General features: G+C 71.7%; 16 protein-coding genes. 4 read left to right on the top strand and 12 right to left on the bottom strand.

The window, feature by feature from the left end; all coding sequences use genetic code 11:
• Positions 1-11: 11 nt before the first annotated feature.
• The 8 genes from IM697_RS07760 to IM697_RS07795 all read right to left on the bottom strand — a co-directional run bounded on the left by IM697_RS07760 (position 12) and on the right by IM697_RS07795 (position 9,481).
• Entirely contained in the window at positions 12-983 is a 972-nt protein-coding gene (locus IM697_RS07760) for an N-acetylglucosamine kinase (protein WP_194045952.1), read from the bottom strand.
• Positions 974-2,239, bottom strand: a complete 1,266-nt coding sequence (locus tag IM697_RS07765; protein WP_194045954.1) for a 6-phospho-beta-glucosidase — start codon at positions 2,237-2,239, stop codon at positions 974-976. Before IM697_RS07765 ends, IM697_RS07760 begins: the two co-directional genes overlap by 10 nt.
• Positions 2,240-2,246: 7 nt before the next feature.
• Positions 2,247-3,137, bottom strand: a complete 891-nt coding sequence (locus tag IM697_RS07770; protein WP_194045956.1) for a carbohydrate ABC transporter permease — start codon at positions 3,135-3,137, stop codon at positions 2,247-2,249.
• Positions 3,138-3,139: 2 nt separating this feature from the next.
• On the bottom strand, positions 3,140-4,081 hold the full coding sequence (locus IM697_RS07775) for a carbohydrate ABC transporter permease (RefSeq protein WP_194045958.1): 942 nt from the start codon (positions 4,079-4,081) through the stop codon (positions 3,140-3,142).
• Between the two features lie 7 nt (positions 4,082-4,088).
• A complete protein-coding gene (locus tag IM697_RS07780; RefSeq protein WP_194049628.1) occupies positions 4,089-5,426 on the bottom strand; it encodes an ABC transporter substrate-binding protein in 1,338 nt (445 codons plus the stop codon).
• A gap of 129 nt (positions 5,427-5,555) precedes the next feature.
• The gene (locus tag IM697_RS07785; RefSeq protein ID WP_194045959.1) at positions 5,556-6,767 is read right to left on the bottom strand and encodes an ROK family transcriptional regulator; all 1,212 of its coding nucleotides are present in this window, start codon (positions 6,765-6,767) and stop codon (positions 5,556-5,558) included.
• A 195-nt stretch (positions 6,768-6,962) separates the two neighbouring features.
• Entirely contained in the window at positions 6,963-8,279 is a 1,317-nt protein-coding gene (locus IM697_RS07790; RefSeq protein WP_194045961.1) for an MFS transporter, read from the bottom strand.
• 104 nt (positions 8,280-8,383) lie between these two features.
• A complete protein-coding gene (locus IM697_RS07795) occupies positions 8,384-9,481 on the bottom strand; it encodes a mechanosensitive ion channel family protein (RefSeq protein ID WP_194045962.1) in 1,098 nt (365 codons plus the stop codon).
• A gap of 317 nt (positions 9,482-9,798) precedes the next feature.
• On the opposite strand from IM697_RS07795, the gene IM697_RS07800 reads away from it, so the two are divergent.
• Positions 9,799-10,335, top strand: a complete 537-nt coding sequence (locus tag IM697_RS07800; RefSeq protein WP_194045963.1) for an HNH endonuclease — start codon at positions 9,799-9,801, stop codon at positions 10,333-10,335.
• A gap of 122 nt (positions 10,336-10,457) precedes the next feature.
• On the opposite strand, the gene IM697_RS07805 is transcribed toward IM697_RS07800, so the two are convergent.
• The 3 genes from IM697_RS07805 to IM697_RS07815 are packed head-to-tail and all read right to left on the bottom strand — an operon-like array spanning position 10,458 to position 13,068.
• Positions 10,458-11,843 carry an ABC transporter permease gene (locus tag IM697_RS07805; protein WP_194045964.1) on the bottom strand — a complete coding sequence of 462 codons (1,386 nt, stop codon included), beginning with the start codon at positions 11,841-11,843 and terminating at the stop codon, positions 10,458-10,460.
• On the bottom strand, positions 11,840-12,538 hold the full coding sequence (locus IM697_RS07810) for an ABC transporter ATP-binding protein (protein ID WP_194045965.1): 699 nt from the start codon (positions 12,536-12,538) through the stop codon (positions 11,840-11,842). The genes IM697_RS07805 and IM697_RS07810 overlap by 4 nt, the downstream gene beginning before the upstream one ends.
• A complete protein-coding gene (locus tag IM697_RS07815) occupies positions 12,535-13,068 on the bottom strand; it encodes a PadR family transcriptional regulator (protein WP_194045966.1) in 534 nt (177 codons plus the stop codon). The genes IM697_RS07810 and IM697_RS07815 overlap by 4 nt, the downstream gene beginning before the upstream one ends.
• A 173-nt stretch (positions 13,069-13,241) precedes the next feature.
• Between IM697_RS07815 and IM697_RS07820 the strand changes: the two genes are divergently transcribed.
• The 3 genes from IM697_RS07820 to IM697_RS07830 all read left to right on the top strand — a co-directional run bounded on the left by IM697_RS07820 (position 13,242) and on the right by IM697_RS07830 (position 15,990).
• The gene (locus tag IM697_RS07820; protein WP_194045967.1) at positions 13,242-13,514 is read left to right on the top strand and encodes a hypothetical protein; all 273 of its coding nucleotides are present in this window, start codon (positions 13,242-13,244) and stop codon (positions 13,512-13,514) included.
• On the top strand, positions 13,515-15,650 hold the full coding sequence (gene malQ / locus IM697_RS07825) for a 4-alpha-glucanotransferase (protein ID WP_194045969.1): 2,136 nt from the start codon (positions 13,515-13,517) through the stop codon (positions 15,648-15,650).
• Positions 15,651-15,732: 82 nt separating this feature from the next.
• On the top strand, positions 15,733-15,990 hold the full coding sequence (locus IM697_RS07830) for a hypothetical protein (RefSeq protein WP_194045971.1): 258 nt from the start codon (positions 15,733-15,735) through the stop codon (positions 15,988-15,990).
• Positions 15,991-16,072: 82 nt separating this feature from the next.
• Here the strand turns inward: IM697_RS07830 and IM697_RS07835 are convergent, their stop codons facing one another.
• Positions 16,073-16,654, bottom strand: coding sequence for a TetR/AcrR family transcriptional regulator (locus IM697_RS07835; RefSeq protein WP_194045973.1), 582 nt, complete (start codon positions 16,652-16,654; stop codon positions 16,073-16,075).
• Between the last annotated feature and the right edge of the window lie 24 nt (positions 16,655-16,678).

The raw sequence follows: 16,678 nt of genomic DNA on the forward strand, positions 1-16,678 counted from the left end.
GCCCCCTGCCGTCAGCCTTCGAAGTGTGCACGCAGCCGGGCATGTGCCTGCGGCGGTGCCCCCACCGCGTCCAGGCCCAGCAAGGCCGCCCCCAGCACCGGACTGGCCGTGACCACCCCGGGTACCGCCTTGGGCGCGCGGGAGATGAGCAGGTCGCGGATGCCGTCGGTGAGTTGGGCGTGGCGTGCGGCCAGTACGCCACCGCCCAGCAGGACCGGTGTCTCCTCCTCCAGCAGGTCGAGGCGGCTCAGTGCGACCGTCGCCATCGTCACCACCTCGTCGGCCAGCCGGTCCACGATCGCGCGGGCGACCGGGTCGCCGGCCTCGGCCGTGGCGAAGAGGACCGGTGTCAGTTCGTGGCGGCGGATCTCCTCGACGCGCCCCAGGTGCAGGGCCTCGATCAGGGCGTACATGGTGGGCAGTCCGAAGTGCGCGGGGAGGGTGCGCGCCAGGGCCGTCGGCTCGCCCCGGCCGTCCTCCGCCCGCGCCGCGTGCCACAGCGCCTCCTCCGCCAGCCCCCAACCGCCGCCCCAGTCACCGGAGATACGGCCCAGCGCCGGAAAGCGGGCCGTACGGCCGTCGGGGCGCATGCCCACGCAGTTGATGCCGGCGCCGCAGACGACGGCCACGCCCCGGGGCTCGGTCACGCCCGCCCGCAGGATCGCGAAGGTGTCGTTGCGGACCTCGACCGTCGTCCCCCACGCGCGTGCGTGCAGCGCGGCGGCCAGCGTCTCCTCCTCCACCGGGAAGTCGGCGTTCGCCAGGCACGCGGAGACGTGGTCGGCGGATGTCACGCGTGCGGCCGTGAAGGCTCGGTCCACGGCCCCGGCGAGGGTGTCCACGGCCCGCTCCACGCCCACCGCGGGCGGGCGGAACCCTCCTGCGCGGGCCGTGGCCAGGACGGTCCCGTCGCCGGCCAGCACCGCCACGTCGGTCTTGCTGTTGCCCGCGTCGATGGCGAGGACACGTGCGGTCATGCCCACGCGAGGTGCTCCCGGTTGTGTGCGATCAGCTGGTCGGTGAGCCGCTCGGCGTACTCGTACTGGCCGACGAGGGGGTGGGAGAGCAGGGCCTTGAAGACGCGGGTGCGGCCGCCGTGCAGGGCCGCGTCCAGGGCCAGGTCCTCGTAGGCCGTCACCTGGGCCATCAGACCCGCGTACAGGGGGTCCGGGCTCGGGACCGGCAGCGGGGCCGGGCCCTGTCCGCCGACCGCCGCCTGCACCTCGATCACCGCGTCGTCGGGGAGGAACGGCAGGGTGCCCCTGTTGTACGTGTTCACCACCTGGTACGTGCTGCCCGCGCCGTTCAGCAGCGCCGCCGCCAGGTCCACCGCCGCCTCCGAGTAGTACGCGCCGCCGCGCCTGGAGAGGAGTTCGGGCTTCTCGTCCAGGGCCGGGTCGGCGTACAGGGTGAGCAGCTTTCTTTCCATTTCGGCCACCTCCGCGGCGCGGGACGGCCTGGTCCGCAGTTCGCGCACCACCTCGTCGTGCGCGTAGTAGTAGCGCAGGTAGTACGACGGGACGACGCCCAGGCGGTCCAGGAGCACCCGCGGCAGGTGCAGGTCCGCGGCGATCGTGTCGCCGTGGTCGGCCAGGAGCTTCGGCAGGACGTCCTCGCCCTCGGGGCCGCCGAGGCGTACCCCGGTCTCCCAGGTGAGGTGGTTGAGGCCCACGTGGTCCAGGTGGACCTCGGCGGGGGCGACGCCGAGCAGCGTCGCGAACTTGCGCTGGAAGCCGATCGCCACGTTGCACAGGCCGACCGCCTTGTGGCCCTCCTGGAGCAGGGCCCGGGTCACGATGCCGACCGGGTTGGTGAAGTCGATGACCCAGGCGGTGGGGTTGGCGCGGCGGACGCGGTCGGCGATGCCGAGGACGACCGGGACCGTGCGCAGGGCCTTCGCCAGGCCGCCCGCGCCCGTCGTCTCCTGGCCCACGCAGCCGCATTCCAGGGGCCACGTCTCGTCCTGCTCGCGGGCCGCCTGGCCGCCCACGCGCAGTTGCAGCAGGACCGCGTCGGCGCCGTCCACGGCCGCGTCCAGGTCGGTGGTCGTGGTGATCCGGCCGTTGTGGGCCTGGCGGGTGAAGATACGGCGGGCCAGGCCGCCGACCAGTTCCAGGCGGTCCGCCGCCGGGTCCATGAGGACCAGTTCCTCGACGGGGAGGGTGTCCCGGAGGCGGGCGAAGCCGTCGATGAGTTCGGGGGTGTAGGTCGAGCCGCCGCCGACCACGGTGAGTTTCATGTGTGGTTCAACCCTTTACTCCGGTGAGCGTGACGCCCTCTACGAACGCCTTCTGGGCGAAGAAGAACACGAGGATGACGGGGGCCATGACCAGAACGGTCGCGGCCATGGTGAGGTTCCAGTCGGTGTGGTGGGCGCCCTTGAACGACTCCAGTCCGTAGGAGAGCGTCCAGGCGCCCGGGTTCTCGGACGCGTAGATCTGAGGGCCGAAGTAGTCGTTCCAGGCGTAGAAGAACTGGAAGAGGGCCACCGCCGCGACACCCGGCTTGGCCATGGGCAGGACCACGCGCACAAGGGTGCGCAGTTCCCCGCAGCCGTCCACCTTCGCCGCGTCCAGGTACTCGTTGGGGATGGTGGTCAGGAACTGGCGCAGCAGGAAGATCGAGAACGCGTCCCCGAACGCCATCGGGATGATCAGGGGCCACAGGGACCCCGACAGGTCCAGCTGCTTCGCCCAGAACAGGTACATCGGGATGATGACCACCTGGGGCGGCAGCATCATCATCGAGATGACCAGCATCAGGGCCACATTGCGGCCGCGGAAGCGGAACTTCGCGAGCGCGTAGGCCACCGGGACGGAGGACACGACGGTGAGGACCGTGCCCAGACCGGCGTAGATCAATGTGTTCTTCCACCAGGTCAGGAAGCCCGGGGTGTCGAGGACCTCGGTGTAGTTGCCCCATTCCCAGGTGTCCGGGACCAGGTCGCGGGTGAGTGCCTGCTGGTCGCTCATCAGCGAGGTCAGGACGACGAACACGAAGGGCAGGGTGAAGAAGAGCGCGGCCGCGACGCCGAGGGAGTGGACCGCTATCCATTCCAGGAGCGCTCTGCGTCGGGCCGTGCGCTCGGCGGGGGCCCCGGTGTCCAACTGCACGGGCTTGTCCAGCACTTGGGTCATGGTCAGTCACCTGCCTGGATCAGTCCGCCCCGGCGCCGCATCAGCAGCGCGGTGAACGCCATGGCGAGAGCGAACAGTACGAGTGCGACCACACAGGCCGAGCCGTAGTCGAAGCGCTGGAAGCCGAGGTTGTAGACGAGCTGGGGGAGCGTCAGGGTCGACTTGTCGGGGTAGCCCGGCTCGAACTGCTGGCCGGAGCCGCCGATGATGCCGGAGGCGACCTTTCCGGCCACCAGCGGCTGTGTGTAGTACTGCATCGTCTGGATCACGCCCGTGACCACGGCGAACATCACGATCGGAGAGATGTTCGGCAGCGTGACGTACCGGAACCGCTGCAAGGCCGAGGTGCCGTCCAGCTCCGCCGCCTCGTACTGCTCCTTCGGCACGTCGAGCAGCGCCGCCATGAAGATGACCATGAGGTCGCCCACGCCCCACAGCGCCAGCGCGGTGAGGGCCGGCTTGGACCAGGTGGGGTCCGTGAACCAGCCGGGCGTCGGCAGCCCCAGGTCGCCGAGGAGGGAGTTGACCGGGCCGGTGCCGGGGTTGAGCAGGAAGACGAAGGCCAGGGTCGCGGCCACCGGCGGGGCGAGGTAGGGGAGGTAGAAGAGGGTGCGGAAGACGCCCGTGCCGGTCTTGATCTTGGTGATGAGCAGGCCGATGCCGAGCCCGAAGACGACCCGGCAGGTCACCATCACCAGTACCAGCCAGAGCGTGTTGCGCAGCGCCGGCCAGAACAGCGGGTAGTCGTTGAAGACGTAGGCCCAGTTGCCCAGGCCGCGGAACACCGGTGTGCCGAAGCCGTCGTACTTCATCAGGGAGAAGTACACGGTGGACACCAGCGGATAGGCGAAGAAGACGCCGAACCCGATGAGCCACGGTGACAGGAAGGCCGCCGTTCGAAGCGCCGACCTGCGGCGCTTCGCGCGGAGCGGGTGCGAGGACATCGGGGCGCTACTTCGCCTGCTCGATGTCGGTGTCGATCTGCCGGGCGGTCTTCTCCAGACCGGCCTTGAGGTCCTTCACCTTGCCCGACTCGTACTGGTAGCCGAAGTCCTGCAGCGTCGTCTGGTACGTGGAGCCGTTGACGGAGGCCGGCGGGGTGTTCGAGTGCGGGTTCTGGGCGATGTCCAGGAACGTCTTGAAGGCGGGGTCCACCTTCAGGTCGGGCGACTTCAGGGCCGCGAAGGTGGACGGCACGTTGTGGATGGCGTTGGCGAAGGACACGACGGCCTCGGTGTCGGTGGTCAGGTACTTCACCAGTTCCCAGGCCGCGTTCTGCTTCTCGCTCTGCGGCGCGATGCCGATGATCGTGCCGGAGAGGAAGCCCTTGCCGTACTCGTCGACCTCGTCGTCGGCGACGGGCATCGGAGCGGTGCCGATCTCGAAGTCGACGCCGGCGTCCCGCGCCATGCCGAGCCGCCACTCGCCGTCGAGCTGCATGGACACCTGGCCGGTGTGGAACGGGTGCTTGGCGCCCCACTCGTCGCCGAAGGTGTTGCGGTACTTCTCCAGTTTCGCGAAGCCGCCGAGGTCGTCGATGAGCTTCTTCTGGTAGGTGAACATCTCCGCGAAGGCCGGGTCCTTGGCGACGTTGGACTTGCCGTCGGCGTCGAAGTAGGCGTGGTCCCACTGGGACATGTAGTGGTCCAAGACCGTCTCGTAGCCGTGGTACGTCGGCATGAAGCCGAGCTGCTGGTAACTGTCACCCTTGCTTACGGTCAGCTTCTCGGCGACCTTCGCGAACTGAGACCACGTCTTCGGCGGGGACTCGATGCCCGCCTTCTCGAAGGCGTCCTTGTTGTAGTAGAGGCCGTAGGCGTCGCCCAGCAGCGGCAGGGCGCAGCGGGTGCCCTCGAACTGGGTGTAGTCCAGCATCGGCTTCGGGATGGTCTTGTCGAGGTCGAGCTTCGACTTCTCGATGAAGGGCTCGAGGTCGAGGAAGGCGCCGGAGGAGCAGAACTTGCCGATGTTGGAGGTCGTGAACGACGACACCACGTCCGGCCCGTTCGAACCGCCCGCGCGCAGCGCCTGGTTGAGCTTGTCGTCGTTGATGTTGCCGACGACCTTCACGGTGATGTTCGGGTGGGCCTTCTCGAACCGGTCGACGTTCTCCTGGATCGCCTTGACCTCGCCGGGCGCGCTCCAGCCGTGCCAGAAGGTGATCGTCGTCCTGGCGTCGGGGTCGTCGGTGGCGCCCGACTCCGACTGGCCGGTGCACGCCGTGGCGAGGAGGGCGAGAGAGGCGGAGGCGGCGAGGGCGGCGGCTGCCCTGCGGGACGCTATGGACATGACTTTCTGGGACTTTCCGGGCATGGCGAGATCTCCCAAGGGCGGGACAGGGGTGGGTGAGGGAAGGGCGGGGGGTGAGTCAGAGGGCGGGGCTACGGGGGTGGGCTACGGGGGCTACGGGGCGGGCGGTCAGCGCGCGGTGTCGAAGACCTCGTCGCGTGTGGTCGCCAGCGCGCTCTCCAACGCGCCCCGCAGCACCGGGTGTTCACGGACGTCGCCGACGACCAGCCGGGGCCGGGACGCGGCCAGTTCCTCCAGCTCGGCCTGGACGAGGGCGCGCAGCACTTCGCCGCCGGAGGTGAGGGAGGCGCCGCTGAGGACGACCAGTTCGGGGTCGAGGACGGAGACCAGGGAGGCCAGACCGGTGGCCAGCCGGGTCGCGTAGGTCTGCAGGAGCAGCCGGTTGAGGACGGTGTCCTCGGCGGCGGCCCGTTCGACGAGGGCGGCGGCGGCCTCGGCGTACGGCGTGGACGGGATGTCGCTCATGCCGAGTTCGGCGGCGAGCCGGGGGAGGGCCTGGGAGCCGGCCAGCTCCTGGTAGCCGCCACTGTTGGCTCTGGTCACCTGCCGGACCAGGGGCGTGCCGGGAACCGGCAGGAAACCCACCTCGCCCGCGCCACCGGTCCAGCCGCGGTGCAGCCGGCCGCCGAGGACCAGGGCGGCGCCGAGTCCGCCCTCGTTCCACAGCAGCACGAAGTCCTCGTGACCGCGGGCCGCGCCGAGCCGCTGCTCGGCCACCGCCACGAGGTTGACGTCGTTCTCGTACTCGACCGGCATCGGCAGCGCGGCGGCGAGTTCGTCCAGGAGCGCTGGGGTGTGCCAGCCGGGGAGGTGGGAGGCGTAGCGCAGCCGGCCCGTGTTGGGGTCGAAGGCGCCGGGGGTGCCGATGACGAGCCGGTGGACGTCGTCGCGGGCGAGTCCCGCCGCCTTCACCGCGCCGTCCAGGGCGTCGGTGACCTGCCGGACGACGGGCCGGCCGGTGCGTCTGCCGGGGGTGGGCAGTTCGTACGACCCGACCGTGCGGCCGGTGATGTCGGCGACGGCGGCGAGGATGCGTTCGGGGGTGACGTCGAGCCCCGCGGCGTACGCGGAGGTCGGGTTGACCTCGTAGAGCTGGGCGCCCGGGCCGGGGCGGCCCTCCGTCGTGCCGGTGGCCAGGACGAGGCCGGCGGCCTCGAGGCGGGCCAGCAGCTGGGAGGCGGTCGGCTTGGACAGGCCGGTGAGCTTGCCGATCCGCGTGCGGGACAGCGGCCCGTGCTCCAGGAGGAGGTCCAGGGCGGCACGGTCGTTCATGGCGCGCAGAACGCGTGGGGTGCCCGGCGTACCGGCGGTTCCTGCCATGGGGTCGACACCTGCCTTTCGGCTGACCAGCTTCCCAGCGATCTACGACGGAAGTCCATCCGAGAGCACTGTTAGGAAGGTTTCCTATCTGGTTGCCGAGGAATGTAGCTCGATGAGGAAGCGGCGTCAAGAGAGGTCTATACCAGCAATCCAGTCGTTACCTGATGGCGCTACCTGATGGCGCACCTAAGGGCCCTACCTGAGGGCGCTGTGCCGCGCCGTCCGCTCGCGCCGGGGAAGCAGCAGCGGCGTCGCCAGGAGCAGGGCGCCGGCAACGGCGATCGCCGCGCGCGGGCCGGTCAGCGTCGCGAGCAGCCCCCACAGCGCGGTCATGGCCGCGGTCACGGTCCTGACGGTGATCGTCCAGGCCGACAGGGTGCGGGTCACCCGGTCCGGCGGGGTCAGTTCGAGGCGCGTGGTGGCGAGCACCGGGTTGAAGACGCCCGCGCAGGTGATCAGGCCGAACTCGACGGCCATGACGAGCAGCAGGCCGGGCGTGCCCGGGCCGACGAAGGCCAGGCCGACGGGCCAGCAGGCGCGCAGACTGCCCGCGACGAGCAGGATCCGGTGCCGGCCGTGGCGGGCCACCAGGCGCCGGGACAGCCGTGAGCCCAGCAGGCCGCCCAGGCATGGCACGGCGAAGGCGAGGCCGTACTGCCAAGGGGTGAAGCCGAGTCGGCCGAGCATGAGGACGGCCAGCAGCGGGGCCGACACCATCATCAGGGAGTTGACCAGGACCGTGTTGAGGAACAGCGGGCGCAGGGTCGGGTGGCCGAGGATGTGCCGCCAGCCGGCGCGAAGGTCGCCCGCCCGTGGGCCTGATGGGCCGTCAGGACTGATCTGTTGCCTTTCCTTACCCCCGACACCCCCGATACTCCCGACACCCCCGATCGCCCGGATTCCCAGCGCCGAGAGAAGAAAGCTGACCGCGTTCGCCAGCACCGTCGCCATCGGGCCGAACACCCCGATCGCCATCCCGCCGAGCGGTGGCCCGACCGCCGTGGCCGTCCACATCGTGGCCTCGAAGCGGCCGTTCGCCACCAGCAGGTCCTCCGGGAGGTCCTCCGGCGGGAAAAGGGACTTCAGATACGCGCCGCTCGCCGCGTTGAACGTGATGTCCGCGGCGGCCATCACCACCGACGCCATCAGAAGCTGCCCGAGACCGAGCGCGTCCAGCGCGAACGCGGCCGGGAGGCTGAGCAGCACCGCGCACCGCACCAGATCCGCCGCGACCATCACGGGCCGCTTCGGCCGGAACTCCACCCATGCCCCGAGCGGCAACGCCAGCGCTGCCCCCACCGCGAGCCCCGAGGCCGACAGCAGCGCCACCTCGGTCACCCCGGCGTCCAGCACGAGGACGGCGATCAGGGAGAACGCGTCGAACGCCAGCCACGTCCCGAAGACGCTGACCGCGTACGCCCCCCACAGCCACCGGAACCGCCGCCCCAGCGACCGCCCACCCGCCACCGGCCACCACTCCGCTCGCCACGACCGCACCCGGACCCGTGCCATCCAAGCCAGCGCGACACACCGGGAGCAAACAACCGCGGGTCACGGGCCGCACAACCGTCGGCTGTACGGCGACTACGGGCGCCGACGGGGCGTCGGCCGCGTCCCTACTTCGTCACGCTCGGCGGCGGCGACAGCGGAGTGGCCGCCCGGGACTCCGGAGAAACGGGGTTGGCGTAGGCCGACGGAGCGGCCACGCCCGCTGTCGGATCCGCGGCGGGCTCGTCGTCCACCGGGAGCGGGGGCCCGCCGATGATGGGGATGTCGGCCGCGTCGAGGGCCTGCTTGAGGCGCCAGCGCAGTTCCCGTTCGATGCCCAGGGCCTTGCCCGGCATGGTCTTCGCGGCGACGTGCAGCACCATCGAGTCCTGTAGGACGCTGTCCAGGCCGAGCACCTCGACCGGTCCCCACAGCATCTCGTTCCACGGCTCTTCCTTGGCCATGGCCTCGCCCGCCTCGGTGAGCAGCGCCTTGACCCGCACCAGGTCCTCCTCGGGGCGGAGCGTCACCTCCACATGGGCCGTCGACCAGCCCTGCGAGAGATTGCCGATGCGCTTGACCTCGCCGTTGCGGACGTACCAGATCGCGCCGTTCTCACCGCGCAGCTTGGTCACGCGCAGACCGACCTCGATGACCTCGCCGGAGGCCACGCCCGCGTCGATCGAGTCGCCGACGCCGTACTGGTCCTCCAGGATCATGAAGACGCCGGAGAGGAAGTCGGTGACCAGGTTGCGGGCGCCGAAGCCGATGGCCACGCCCGCGACACCGGCGGAGGCCAGCAGCGGTGCCAGGTTGATCTCGAAGGTGGACAGCACCATCAGGGCCGCCGTGCCCATGATCAGGAAGCTGGCCACGGAGCGCAGGACCGAGCCGATCGCCTGCGAGCGCTGGCGGCGGCGCTCGACGTTGACCAGGAGGCCGCCGAGGGCCGTGCCGTCCACCGCCTGCGCGGTGCGGTTCATCCGGTCTATGAGCTTGGTGATCGCCCGCCGCACCGCCACTCTCAGCACGGCCGCTATCACCAGGATCAGCAGGACCCGCAGGCCGATCGCGAGCCAGGTCGACCAGTTCTGCTCGACCCAGCTCGCCGCCTGGGTCGCGCTCTCCTGGGCCTCCTCGATCGAGGGCACCGCCGGGGTCCGCGTCTCCGAGGGAGACGGCGACGGCGTCGAACCGGCGGCCAGTAGGAAGGCGGACAGGGACACGGCAGGTACCTCCAGTGCAGCGGTCCGCCCCACCGGTCGATGGTCAAGGTCACGAAAAGGTCACCGGCAGGGCAGGCCCACCACACTATCGGGGCATCGTGTGTGGATCGTCGCCCTCTTCGAGGGAGGAACTGTGCCCACCCGGGGATGAACTGGTGGGATGAACCGTTCCCCGGCCGGGGGATGAATCAGATGTGGTCGAAAACACTCCCAGCCCGTTACCGGGACATGGTGGCGCTTTCACCAGGCAAGAGGGGAGACTGACTACAGATCGTCCCGGCGCGAGCCACGCGCCGCCGACGCCCAAGGAGGCATCCGTGCCGCATGTCCTGGTCCTCAACGCGTCGTACGAGCCGCTCGGCGTCGTACCGCTCCGCCGCGCGCTCGTCCTCGTCCTCGAGAACAAGGCCGTATGCCTCGAGGAGTCCGGCGCCTTCATGCACAGCGCAACCGTCACAGTCCCCGCACCCAGCGTGGTCCGGCTCAAGCGATTCGTCCGGGTTCCCTATCGGGGGCCCGTTCCTCTTACCCGTAGGGCGCTGTTCGCGCGCGACGGGGGCCGGTGCATGTACTGCGGTGGCGTCGCAACCAGCGTCGACCATGTCATTCCGCGCAGCCGCGGGGGCAAGCACGTCTGGGACAACGTGGTGGCGTCCTGCCGCCGCTGCAACCACGTGAAGGCCGACCGACACCTGGTCGAAATCGGCTGGCGGCTGCGCCACAAACCCGCTCCACCCACCGGCCTCGCCTGGCGCATCATCGGCACCGGGCATAGGGATCCGCGCTGGCTGCCCTACTTGCAGCCGTTCGGCGCGGACGACGCCATGGCCCGGATCGACGGCATTTCCGCCTGACGATCCGGGTCTTCGCATACCCAGGGGGTGTTGTGAAACACCCCCTGCGCACGGCGCGTGCGCGATCCGGCCCCGGGGGTCCCCCGTACCCCCGGGGCCGGACGGTCATGGGGTGCCCGTGATCACGTGTACCGCAGCTCCGCCGGCCGCACCGACCGCCGCAGCAACGGCAGCGAGGTGGCCGCGGCCAGCAGACATGCCGCGTACACGGCGACCGTCACCAGCAGCACGGCGAACGGGAGGCCGAGTGTCGCCCCCTCGACGGCGAGCGAGGCGTACCAGACGCCGACCGTCATCCCGCCGAGGCCCGCCACCGTGAGCGCGGGGGCCAGCGGCAGCGCGGTCTCCAGCAGGGTCGCCCTCGCGAGTACCGCGTACGGCACCCCGGCCGCCGTCTGGGCGGCCAGGCCCCGGCGCCGGGTGGCGACGGACTCGGCGGTGCCGACGGCGAGCGAGGTCAGGACGAGCGCGAGGGCGACGAGGATCGCGGCGCCGGTCAGGTTCAGGCCGTTCTCGTAGAAGGCGACATCCTCGGCGTACTGCCCGTGGTTCGCGCGCAGGGCCGACAGCAGCACCTGCCGGATGCCCACGAAGCCGGCCGCCACGACCGTCACCAGCAGCACCGCGGCATGGGTACGGGCCGCCGCCCACGGGTCGTCGCGCAGCCGTCCCGCCGCGATCAGCACCGCCGGGCTCTCGGCGCGGGCCGTGAGCCTCTCGCCCAGCCGGCGGGCGGACACCCCGGTCAGCCACACCGCCGCCGCGCCGACCAGCAGGCACACGGCGAACACGGTGAACGGGGCGAGCGCGAACTCGAAGGGGACCTCGTGGAAGCGGGTGGTCACGATGTACACCAGCACCAGTGCCAGCACCCCGGTCGCCACCCGGAACATCCGCCCCGGACCCTCGGCCGGCCGCACCCGCCGTATCCGCCCCAGCGGCGAGGCCACCACCCGGCGCAGCGCCAGCGCGCTCACGGCCGCGCCCAGCAGCGGCACCCCGGCGGCCACCACGGCGATGCCCGCCCAGGCCAGGGGGTCGGGGCTGCGCCACAGCCGCAGCAGCGTCAGCACCGAGAACACGGTGGCCGTCCCCGAACCCGCCAGACACGCCAGCCCCGACTCCCACGCCGCGATGCGCCGCACCTGGGCGGGCGTGGCCCCCGACAGACGCAGCGCGGCCAACCTGCGGTCCCGGTGCACGGCGCCGATCCGGGCGCACTGGCCGAGGAACCCGAGCACCGGCACGAGCAGCAGCGACAGCGCGACGATCACGCCGGTCCGGGTGCCGGTCTCGTCGAGCAGACCGCCGCCCACGGACATGCTGTGGTGGCCTTCCAACGGCAGCAGCGCGGCGATCACCAGCCCCAGCCCGGTCGCCAGCGCGGCGCCCACGGCGGTGAGGAGCACGCGCCACCATTCGCGGCGGTCCGACCCCCGGGTGAGCAGCCACGCCAGCCGGAGATCGGCCGTCGCGGCTCCGTACGCCCTTTTGTCCTGTGCTCTCACGCCGTCACCCCCTGCGACGCCACGATGCCGTCGGTCAGCCGCACCTCGCGGTCCGCGTACGCCGCCACCTGGGCGTCATGGGTGATCAACAGGACCGCCGTGCCCGACTCGCGGGCCGTGTGCGCCAGGGCCGCCATCACCTGCTCGCTCGCCAGGGAGTCCAGCGCCCCGGTCGGCTCGTCCGCGAAGACGACCTTCGGGCCGGTGACCAGAGCGCGGGCCAGCGCCGCCCGCTGTGCCTGACCGCCGCTCATCTCGCCCGGCCGCAGCTCCTCCTGCCCCCGCACCCCGAACCGCTCCAGCCACTCACCGGCGGTCGCCCGCGCCTCCGACCGGCGGGCACCGGCGAGCAGCAGCGGCAGCGCCACGTTGTCCAGCGCCGTCAGCTCGGGGATGAGCTGCCCGAACTGGAAGATGACACCGAACTCCGTGCGCCGCAGCTCGCTCAGCCGCCGCTCGGGCAGCCGGTCCAGCCGCTCCCCGGCGTAGGTCACCGCGCCGGAGTCCGGGCGGACGATGCCGGCCAGGCAGTGCAGCAGCGTGGACTTCCCGCTGCCGCTGGCACCCGTGACGGCGAGGATCTCGCCGGGTGCCAGCTCGACCGAGGCGCCGCGCAGGGCCTCGGTCCTGCCGTGCGCCTTGACGAGGTCTCGGGCCGCCAGCAGCGGCACCGGGCTCCCCCCTTGGTTGCTCATACTGCATCGACCTCCGCGGTCAGGGTGGTGAGCCGGGCCGCCGTGGTCGTCATCCAGCGGAGGTCGGCGTCGAGGTGGTTGAGGGCGTAGTCCGCCGAGAGCACGGTCGCGAGATCGCCGCCGGGCGCGGTCTTGAGCGCCGTGAGCTCCCGCATCCGGGTCATGTGGGCGGCGCGCTGGGCGCGCAGATAGGCCTCGGGGTCGCCGCCGGACAGGATCGACACGACGACCTTGGCGAAGATCTCGTTCGTCACGAACGGCGCGGGCGGCGCGATCTCCCCGGCCCACCTGGCCAGTTCGTGCGTTCCGTCGTCCGTCGAGCGGTACATGGTCCGCTCCGGCCCGCCGTCCGAGTCGATGCCGTCGACCTCCGCGAACCCGTCGCGGACCAGCCGCTGCAAGGTCGTGTAGACCTGCCCGTAGGCCAGCGGACGGGCCTGCGGGAAGCGTTCGTCGTGCCGTCGCTTGAGGTCGTAGCCATGGCTCGGTCCCGTGGCGAGCAGGGCCAGCAGGATGTGGCGGGTGCTCATGCGAGTCATTATGCACCGAGTACATGTACTGAGTGAATAGTGATCACTGGACCGTTCATCACGAGGCACGGAATGTGACGAGAGGCACGTTGTTGCCATCTGTACGTCTGCCATCGCGTCTGCTGGGTAGGGCTGCGTTAACCCGCGTTGCCGTACTCGACAAGGAGGCCCCCGTGCCCACAGCATCGGCCCTGTCCAAACCTGAGGCGCCCTTCGACTACGAGATGCAGTACTGCGTCTTCAGCGCCGAGGGCGCCTGCGCCGAAGCCCCCCTCACCAGCGAGCCGCCCCTTCCGGACGCCGAGCCCCTCACCAGCGAGCCGCCGCTCGCCGACGCCGCGCCGTTGACCAGTGAGACGGCCGTCTGGGACATGGACATCGACACCGGTACGGATCTGGGTATGGACACCGGTATGGACATGGACGTGGACTCCACGAGGCCGTAGATGACAGCGCAGCGGTCGGCCGAAGCTTCTGCCGAGGGTCCCGAGGGTTCCGAAGACCCGCAGAACCTCCCCTCCGACGATCTGTGCCGGCTCGCCGAGCTGCACGGTGTCGCCCCCTCCTACCAGCCGTCCGCGGACCGTACGGTCCCGGCCTCCGCCACCGCGCTCACCCTCGCCCTGGCCGCCCTCGACGTGGACGCGAGCACGCCCGCCGCCGTCGGTGCCGCGCTCGCCGCCCGCGAACGGGAGCTGCGGGAGCGGCTGCTGCCGCCGACCGTGGTGTGCTGGGGCCAGGCCGAGCCCGAGGCGCTGGCCGCACTGCCGTCCGGCACCCGACTGCGCGTCGAGACCGAGCAGGGCGAGAGCCGCGCCGACGCCGGCCGACTCCCGCTGGGCGTCCACCGGCTGACGGCCACCGCACCGGACGGCCGTACGGCGACCAGCCATCTCGTCGTCGCCCCGCCCCGCCTGCCCACCCCCACCGGACGCTCGTACGGCCTGCTCGTCCAGCTCTACTCCCTCCTGTCCCGCCGCTCCTGGGGCATGGGCGACCTCGGTGACCTCGCCGAACTCGCCACCTGGGCCGGACGGGCGCTCGGTGCCGGATTCGTGCAGGTCAACCCGCTGCACGCGGCCGTACCCGGCGCCCCGACCGATCCCTCCCCCTACCGCCCGTCCTCCCGCCGCTTCCCCGACCCGGTGCATCTGCGGGTCGAGGACGTGCCCGAGTTCGCGTACCTCGAGGACCACGAGCGCGTGCGGGCACTGCGCGAACGGGCCGGGCGGCTGCGCGAAGCCGTGCTGGAGAAGGGGGAGTTGATCGACCGGGACGCGGTGTGGGAGGCCAAGCGGGAGGCGCTGGAGCTGGTGCGCGAGGTGCCGCTCGGGCCGGGCCGGCGCGCCGCGTACGTCGACTTCCTGGCACGGGAGGGGGACGCGCTGGAGGACCACGCCACGTGGTGCGCGCTCGCCGAGGTGCACGGCTCGGACTGGCAGCGGTGGCCGGAGGGGCTACGGGACCCGCGATCACCCGAAACGGCCCGGGCACGTGGCGAGTTGATGGACCGGGTCGACTTCCACTCCCGGCTCGCCTGGCTCACCGACGCCCAGCTCGCCGCCGCACAGCGCCTCGCGCGGGAGGCCGGGATGCCGGTCGGGATCGTGCACGACCTGGCGGTCGGGGTGCATCCCCAGGGCGCCGACGCCTGGGCGCAGCAGGCCTACTTCGCGGCCGGGATGTCGGTGGGCGCGCCACCGGACGCCTTCAACGCCCGCGGCCAGGACTGGGGGCTGCCGCCCTGGCGCCCGGACCGGCTGGCCGAGTCGGGCTACGAGCCGTACCGGCGGCTGTTGCGGGCGCTGTGCCATTACGCCGGCGCCCTACGCATCGACCACGTCATGGGGCTGTTCCGGCTGTGGTGGGTGCCGCAGGGGCGGCCGCCGACCGAGGGGACGTACGTCCGCTACGACGCCGAGGCCATGCTCGCGATCCTGGTGCTGGAGGCCTCCCGGGCCGGGGCGGTGGTGATCGGGGAGGATCTCGGCACGGTGGAGCCGGGCGTGCGCGAGACGCTGCGCTCGCGGGGTGTGCTCGGCACCTCGGTGCTGTGGTTCGAGCGGGACTGGGACGGCGACGGCCGCCCCCTGCCGCCGGAGTCCTGGCGCGCCGACTGCCTCGCCACCGCCACCACCCACGACCTGCCGCCCACCGCCGCCCGCCTCACCGGCGAACACGTCGAACTCCGCGACGGACTCGGCCTGTTGACCCGCCCCCTGGAACAGGAGCGCGCCGAGGCCACGGCCGACACGGGCGAGTGGCTGGAGCTGCTGTCCCGGCTCGGGCTGCTGCGGGGCTCGCACGGCGGGCACTGCGCCTCGGAGGAGGAGGCCGAGATCCAGGCCGTGCACCGCTTCCTGCTGCGCACCCCGGCCCGCATGATCGGCGTCTGGCTCCCGGACGGCGTGGGCGACCGCCGGCCGCAGAACCTGCCGGGGACGTGGGACCAGTATCCGAACTGGCGGCTGCCGATCGCCGACGCGGACGGGCGGCCGGTGACGCTGGAGGAACTGGCGGGGGCGGCCCGGGTGTGGGGGCTGGTGGAGGTGCTGCGCGAAGGGGCCGCGCGGCGGGAGTGACGGTGGCTCGGTGAGGCCGGCCCGCGCCTCATACGGCACCCCGGGCGCGCGGCCCTTCCCGTCGTTCGATACTTTTGGCCCCGTGGACAAGAAGAACGCCCTGCGCGCCGGCGCCCTGGCCGCCGGTACGACGCTGATGATGCTGCTGATGTCGTCCCCCGCGCTCGCGCTGTCGCGGGACGACGGCGACGACCCCGGGCAGGGCCTGAGCGTCATGGAGACGCTGGCCCAGTTCGTGATTGCCCCGATCGTGCTCTTCGCGGTCATCGCGGGCCTCGTGATGGTCCTGGACCGCTCCACGGACCGCCAGCCGAAGGCCAAGGCGAAGGCGAAGGCCTGAGCGAGGCTCTTCCCCCGTCCTTTCGTCGAGGGCGCCGACCTGCCTGGTCGGCGCCCTCGACGTGTTCTCAGGCTGGTGTCTCTCAGGCCGGGTGCGGCGCGGTCAGATACCGCTGCACCGTGGGCGCCAGCCATGCCACGACCTCCTCGGGGGCCAGCGCCACGGCGGGCGGGAAGCGCAGGACGTAGCGCGTGAGGGCCAGCCCGAGCAGCTGTGACGACGCCAGCGCGGCCCGCGCGGGGGCCTGCTCGGGGTCGGGGCACACCCGGCGGGCGAGCGGCAGCAACTGGTCCGCGAAGATGCCCCGCATGCGCTCGGCGCCGGCCTGGTTGGTCGCGCCGACCCTCAGCAGGGCCGTGAGCACCTCGTTCTCCTCCCACATGTCCAGGAAGTGGGTCACGAGCGCCCGGCCGGCCTCGTCCCGGTTCAGCGACCCCGGGTCCGGCAGCTTCAGGTCGATGGCCATGGCCGCCGCGAACAGGCCCTCCTTGTTGCCGTAGTAGCGCATCACCATCGACGGGTCGATGTTCGCGTGCCTGGCGATGGCGCGGATGGTCGCGCGCTCGTATCCGTCGGCCGCGAAGCGCTCGCGCGCCGCGTCGAGGATCGCGGTGCGGGTGGCGTCGGAGCGGCGGGGTGGGTGCTGGGGGCGGCTCTCGGTCATGCCGACAACTGTAGGTCAACGGGC

This window comes from Streptomyces ferrugineus (genome assembly GCF_015160855.1).
In the GTDB taxonomy this organism is placed as follows: domain Bacteria; phylum Actinomycetota; class Actinomycetes; order Streptomycetales; family Streptomycetaceae; genus Streptomyces; species Streptomyces ferrugineus.

Excerpts from the sequence above, each read along its gene's own strand:
- malQ (WP_194045969.1), top strand. The coding sequence starts at position 13,515 with ATGACAGCGCAGCGGTCGGCCGAAGCTTCTGCCGAGGGTCCCGAGGGT.
- IM697_RS07775 (WP_194045958.1), bottom strand. The coding sequence starts at position 4,081 with ATGTCCTCGCACCCGCTCCGCGCGAAGCGCCGCAGGTCGGCGCTTCGA.
- IM697_RS07770 (WP_194045956.1), bottom strand. The coding sequence starts at position 3,137 with ATGACCCAAGTGCTGGACAAGCCCGTGCAGTTGGACACCGGGGCCCCC.
- IM697_RS07835 (WP_194045973.1), bottom strand. The coding sequence starts at position 16,654 with ATGACCGAGAGCCGCCCCCAGCACCCACCCCGCCGCTCCGACGCCACC.
- IM697_RS07790 (WP_194045961.1), bottom strand. The coding sequence starts at position 8,279 with ATGGCACGGGTCCGGGTGCGGTCGTGGCGAGCGGAGTGGTGGCCGGTG.
- IM697_RS07780 (WP_194049628.1), bottom strand. The coding sequence starts at position 5,426 with ATGTCCATAGCGTCCCGCAGGGCAGCCGCCGCCCTCGCCGCCTCCGCC.
- IM697_RS07765 (WP_194045954.1), bottom strand. The coding sequence starts at position 2,239 with ATGAAACTCACCGTGGTCGGCGGCGGCTCGACCTACACCCCCGAACTC.
- IM697_RS07815 (WP_194045966.1), bottom strand. The coding sequence starts at position 13,068 with ATGAGCACCCGCCACATCCTGCTGGCCCTGCTCGCCACGGGACCGAGC.
- IM697_RS07810 (WP_194045965.1), bottom strand. The coding sequence starts at position 12,538 with ATGAGCAACCAAGGGGGGAGCCCGGTGCCGCTGCTGGCGGCCCGAGAC.
- IM697_RS07785 (WP_194045959.1), bottom strand. The coding sequence starts at position 6,767 with ATGGCAGGAACCGCCGGTACGCCGGGCACCCCACGCGTTCTGCGCGCC.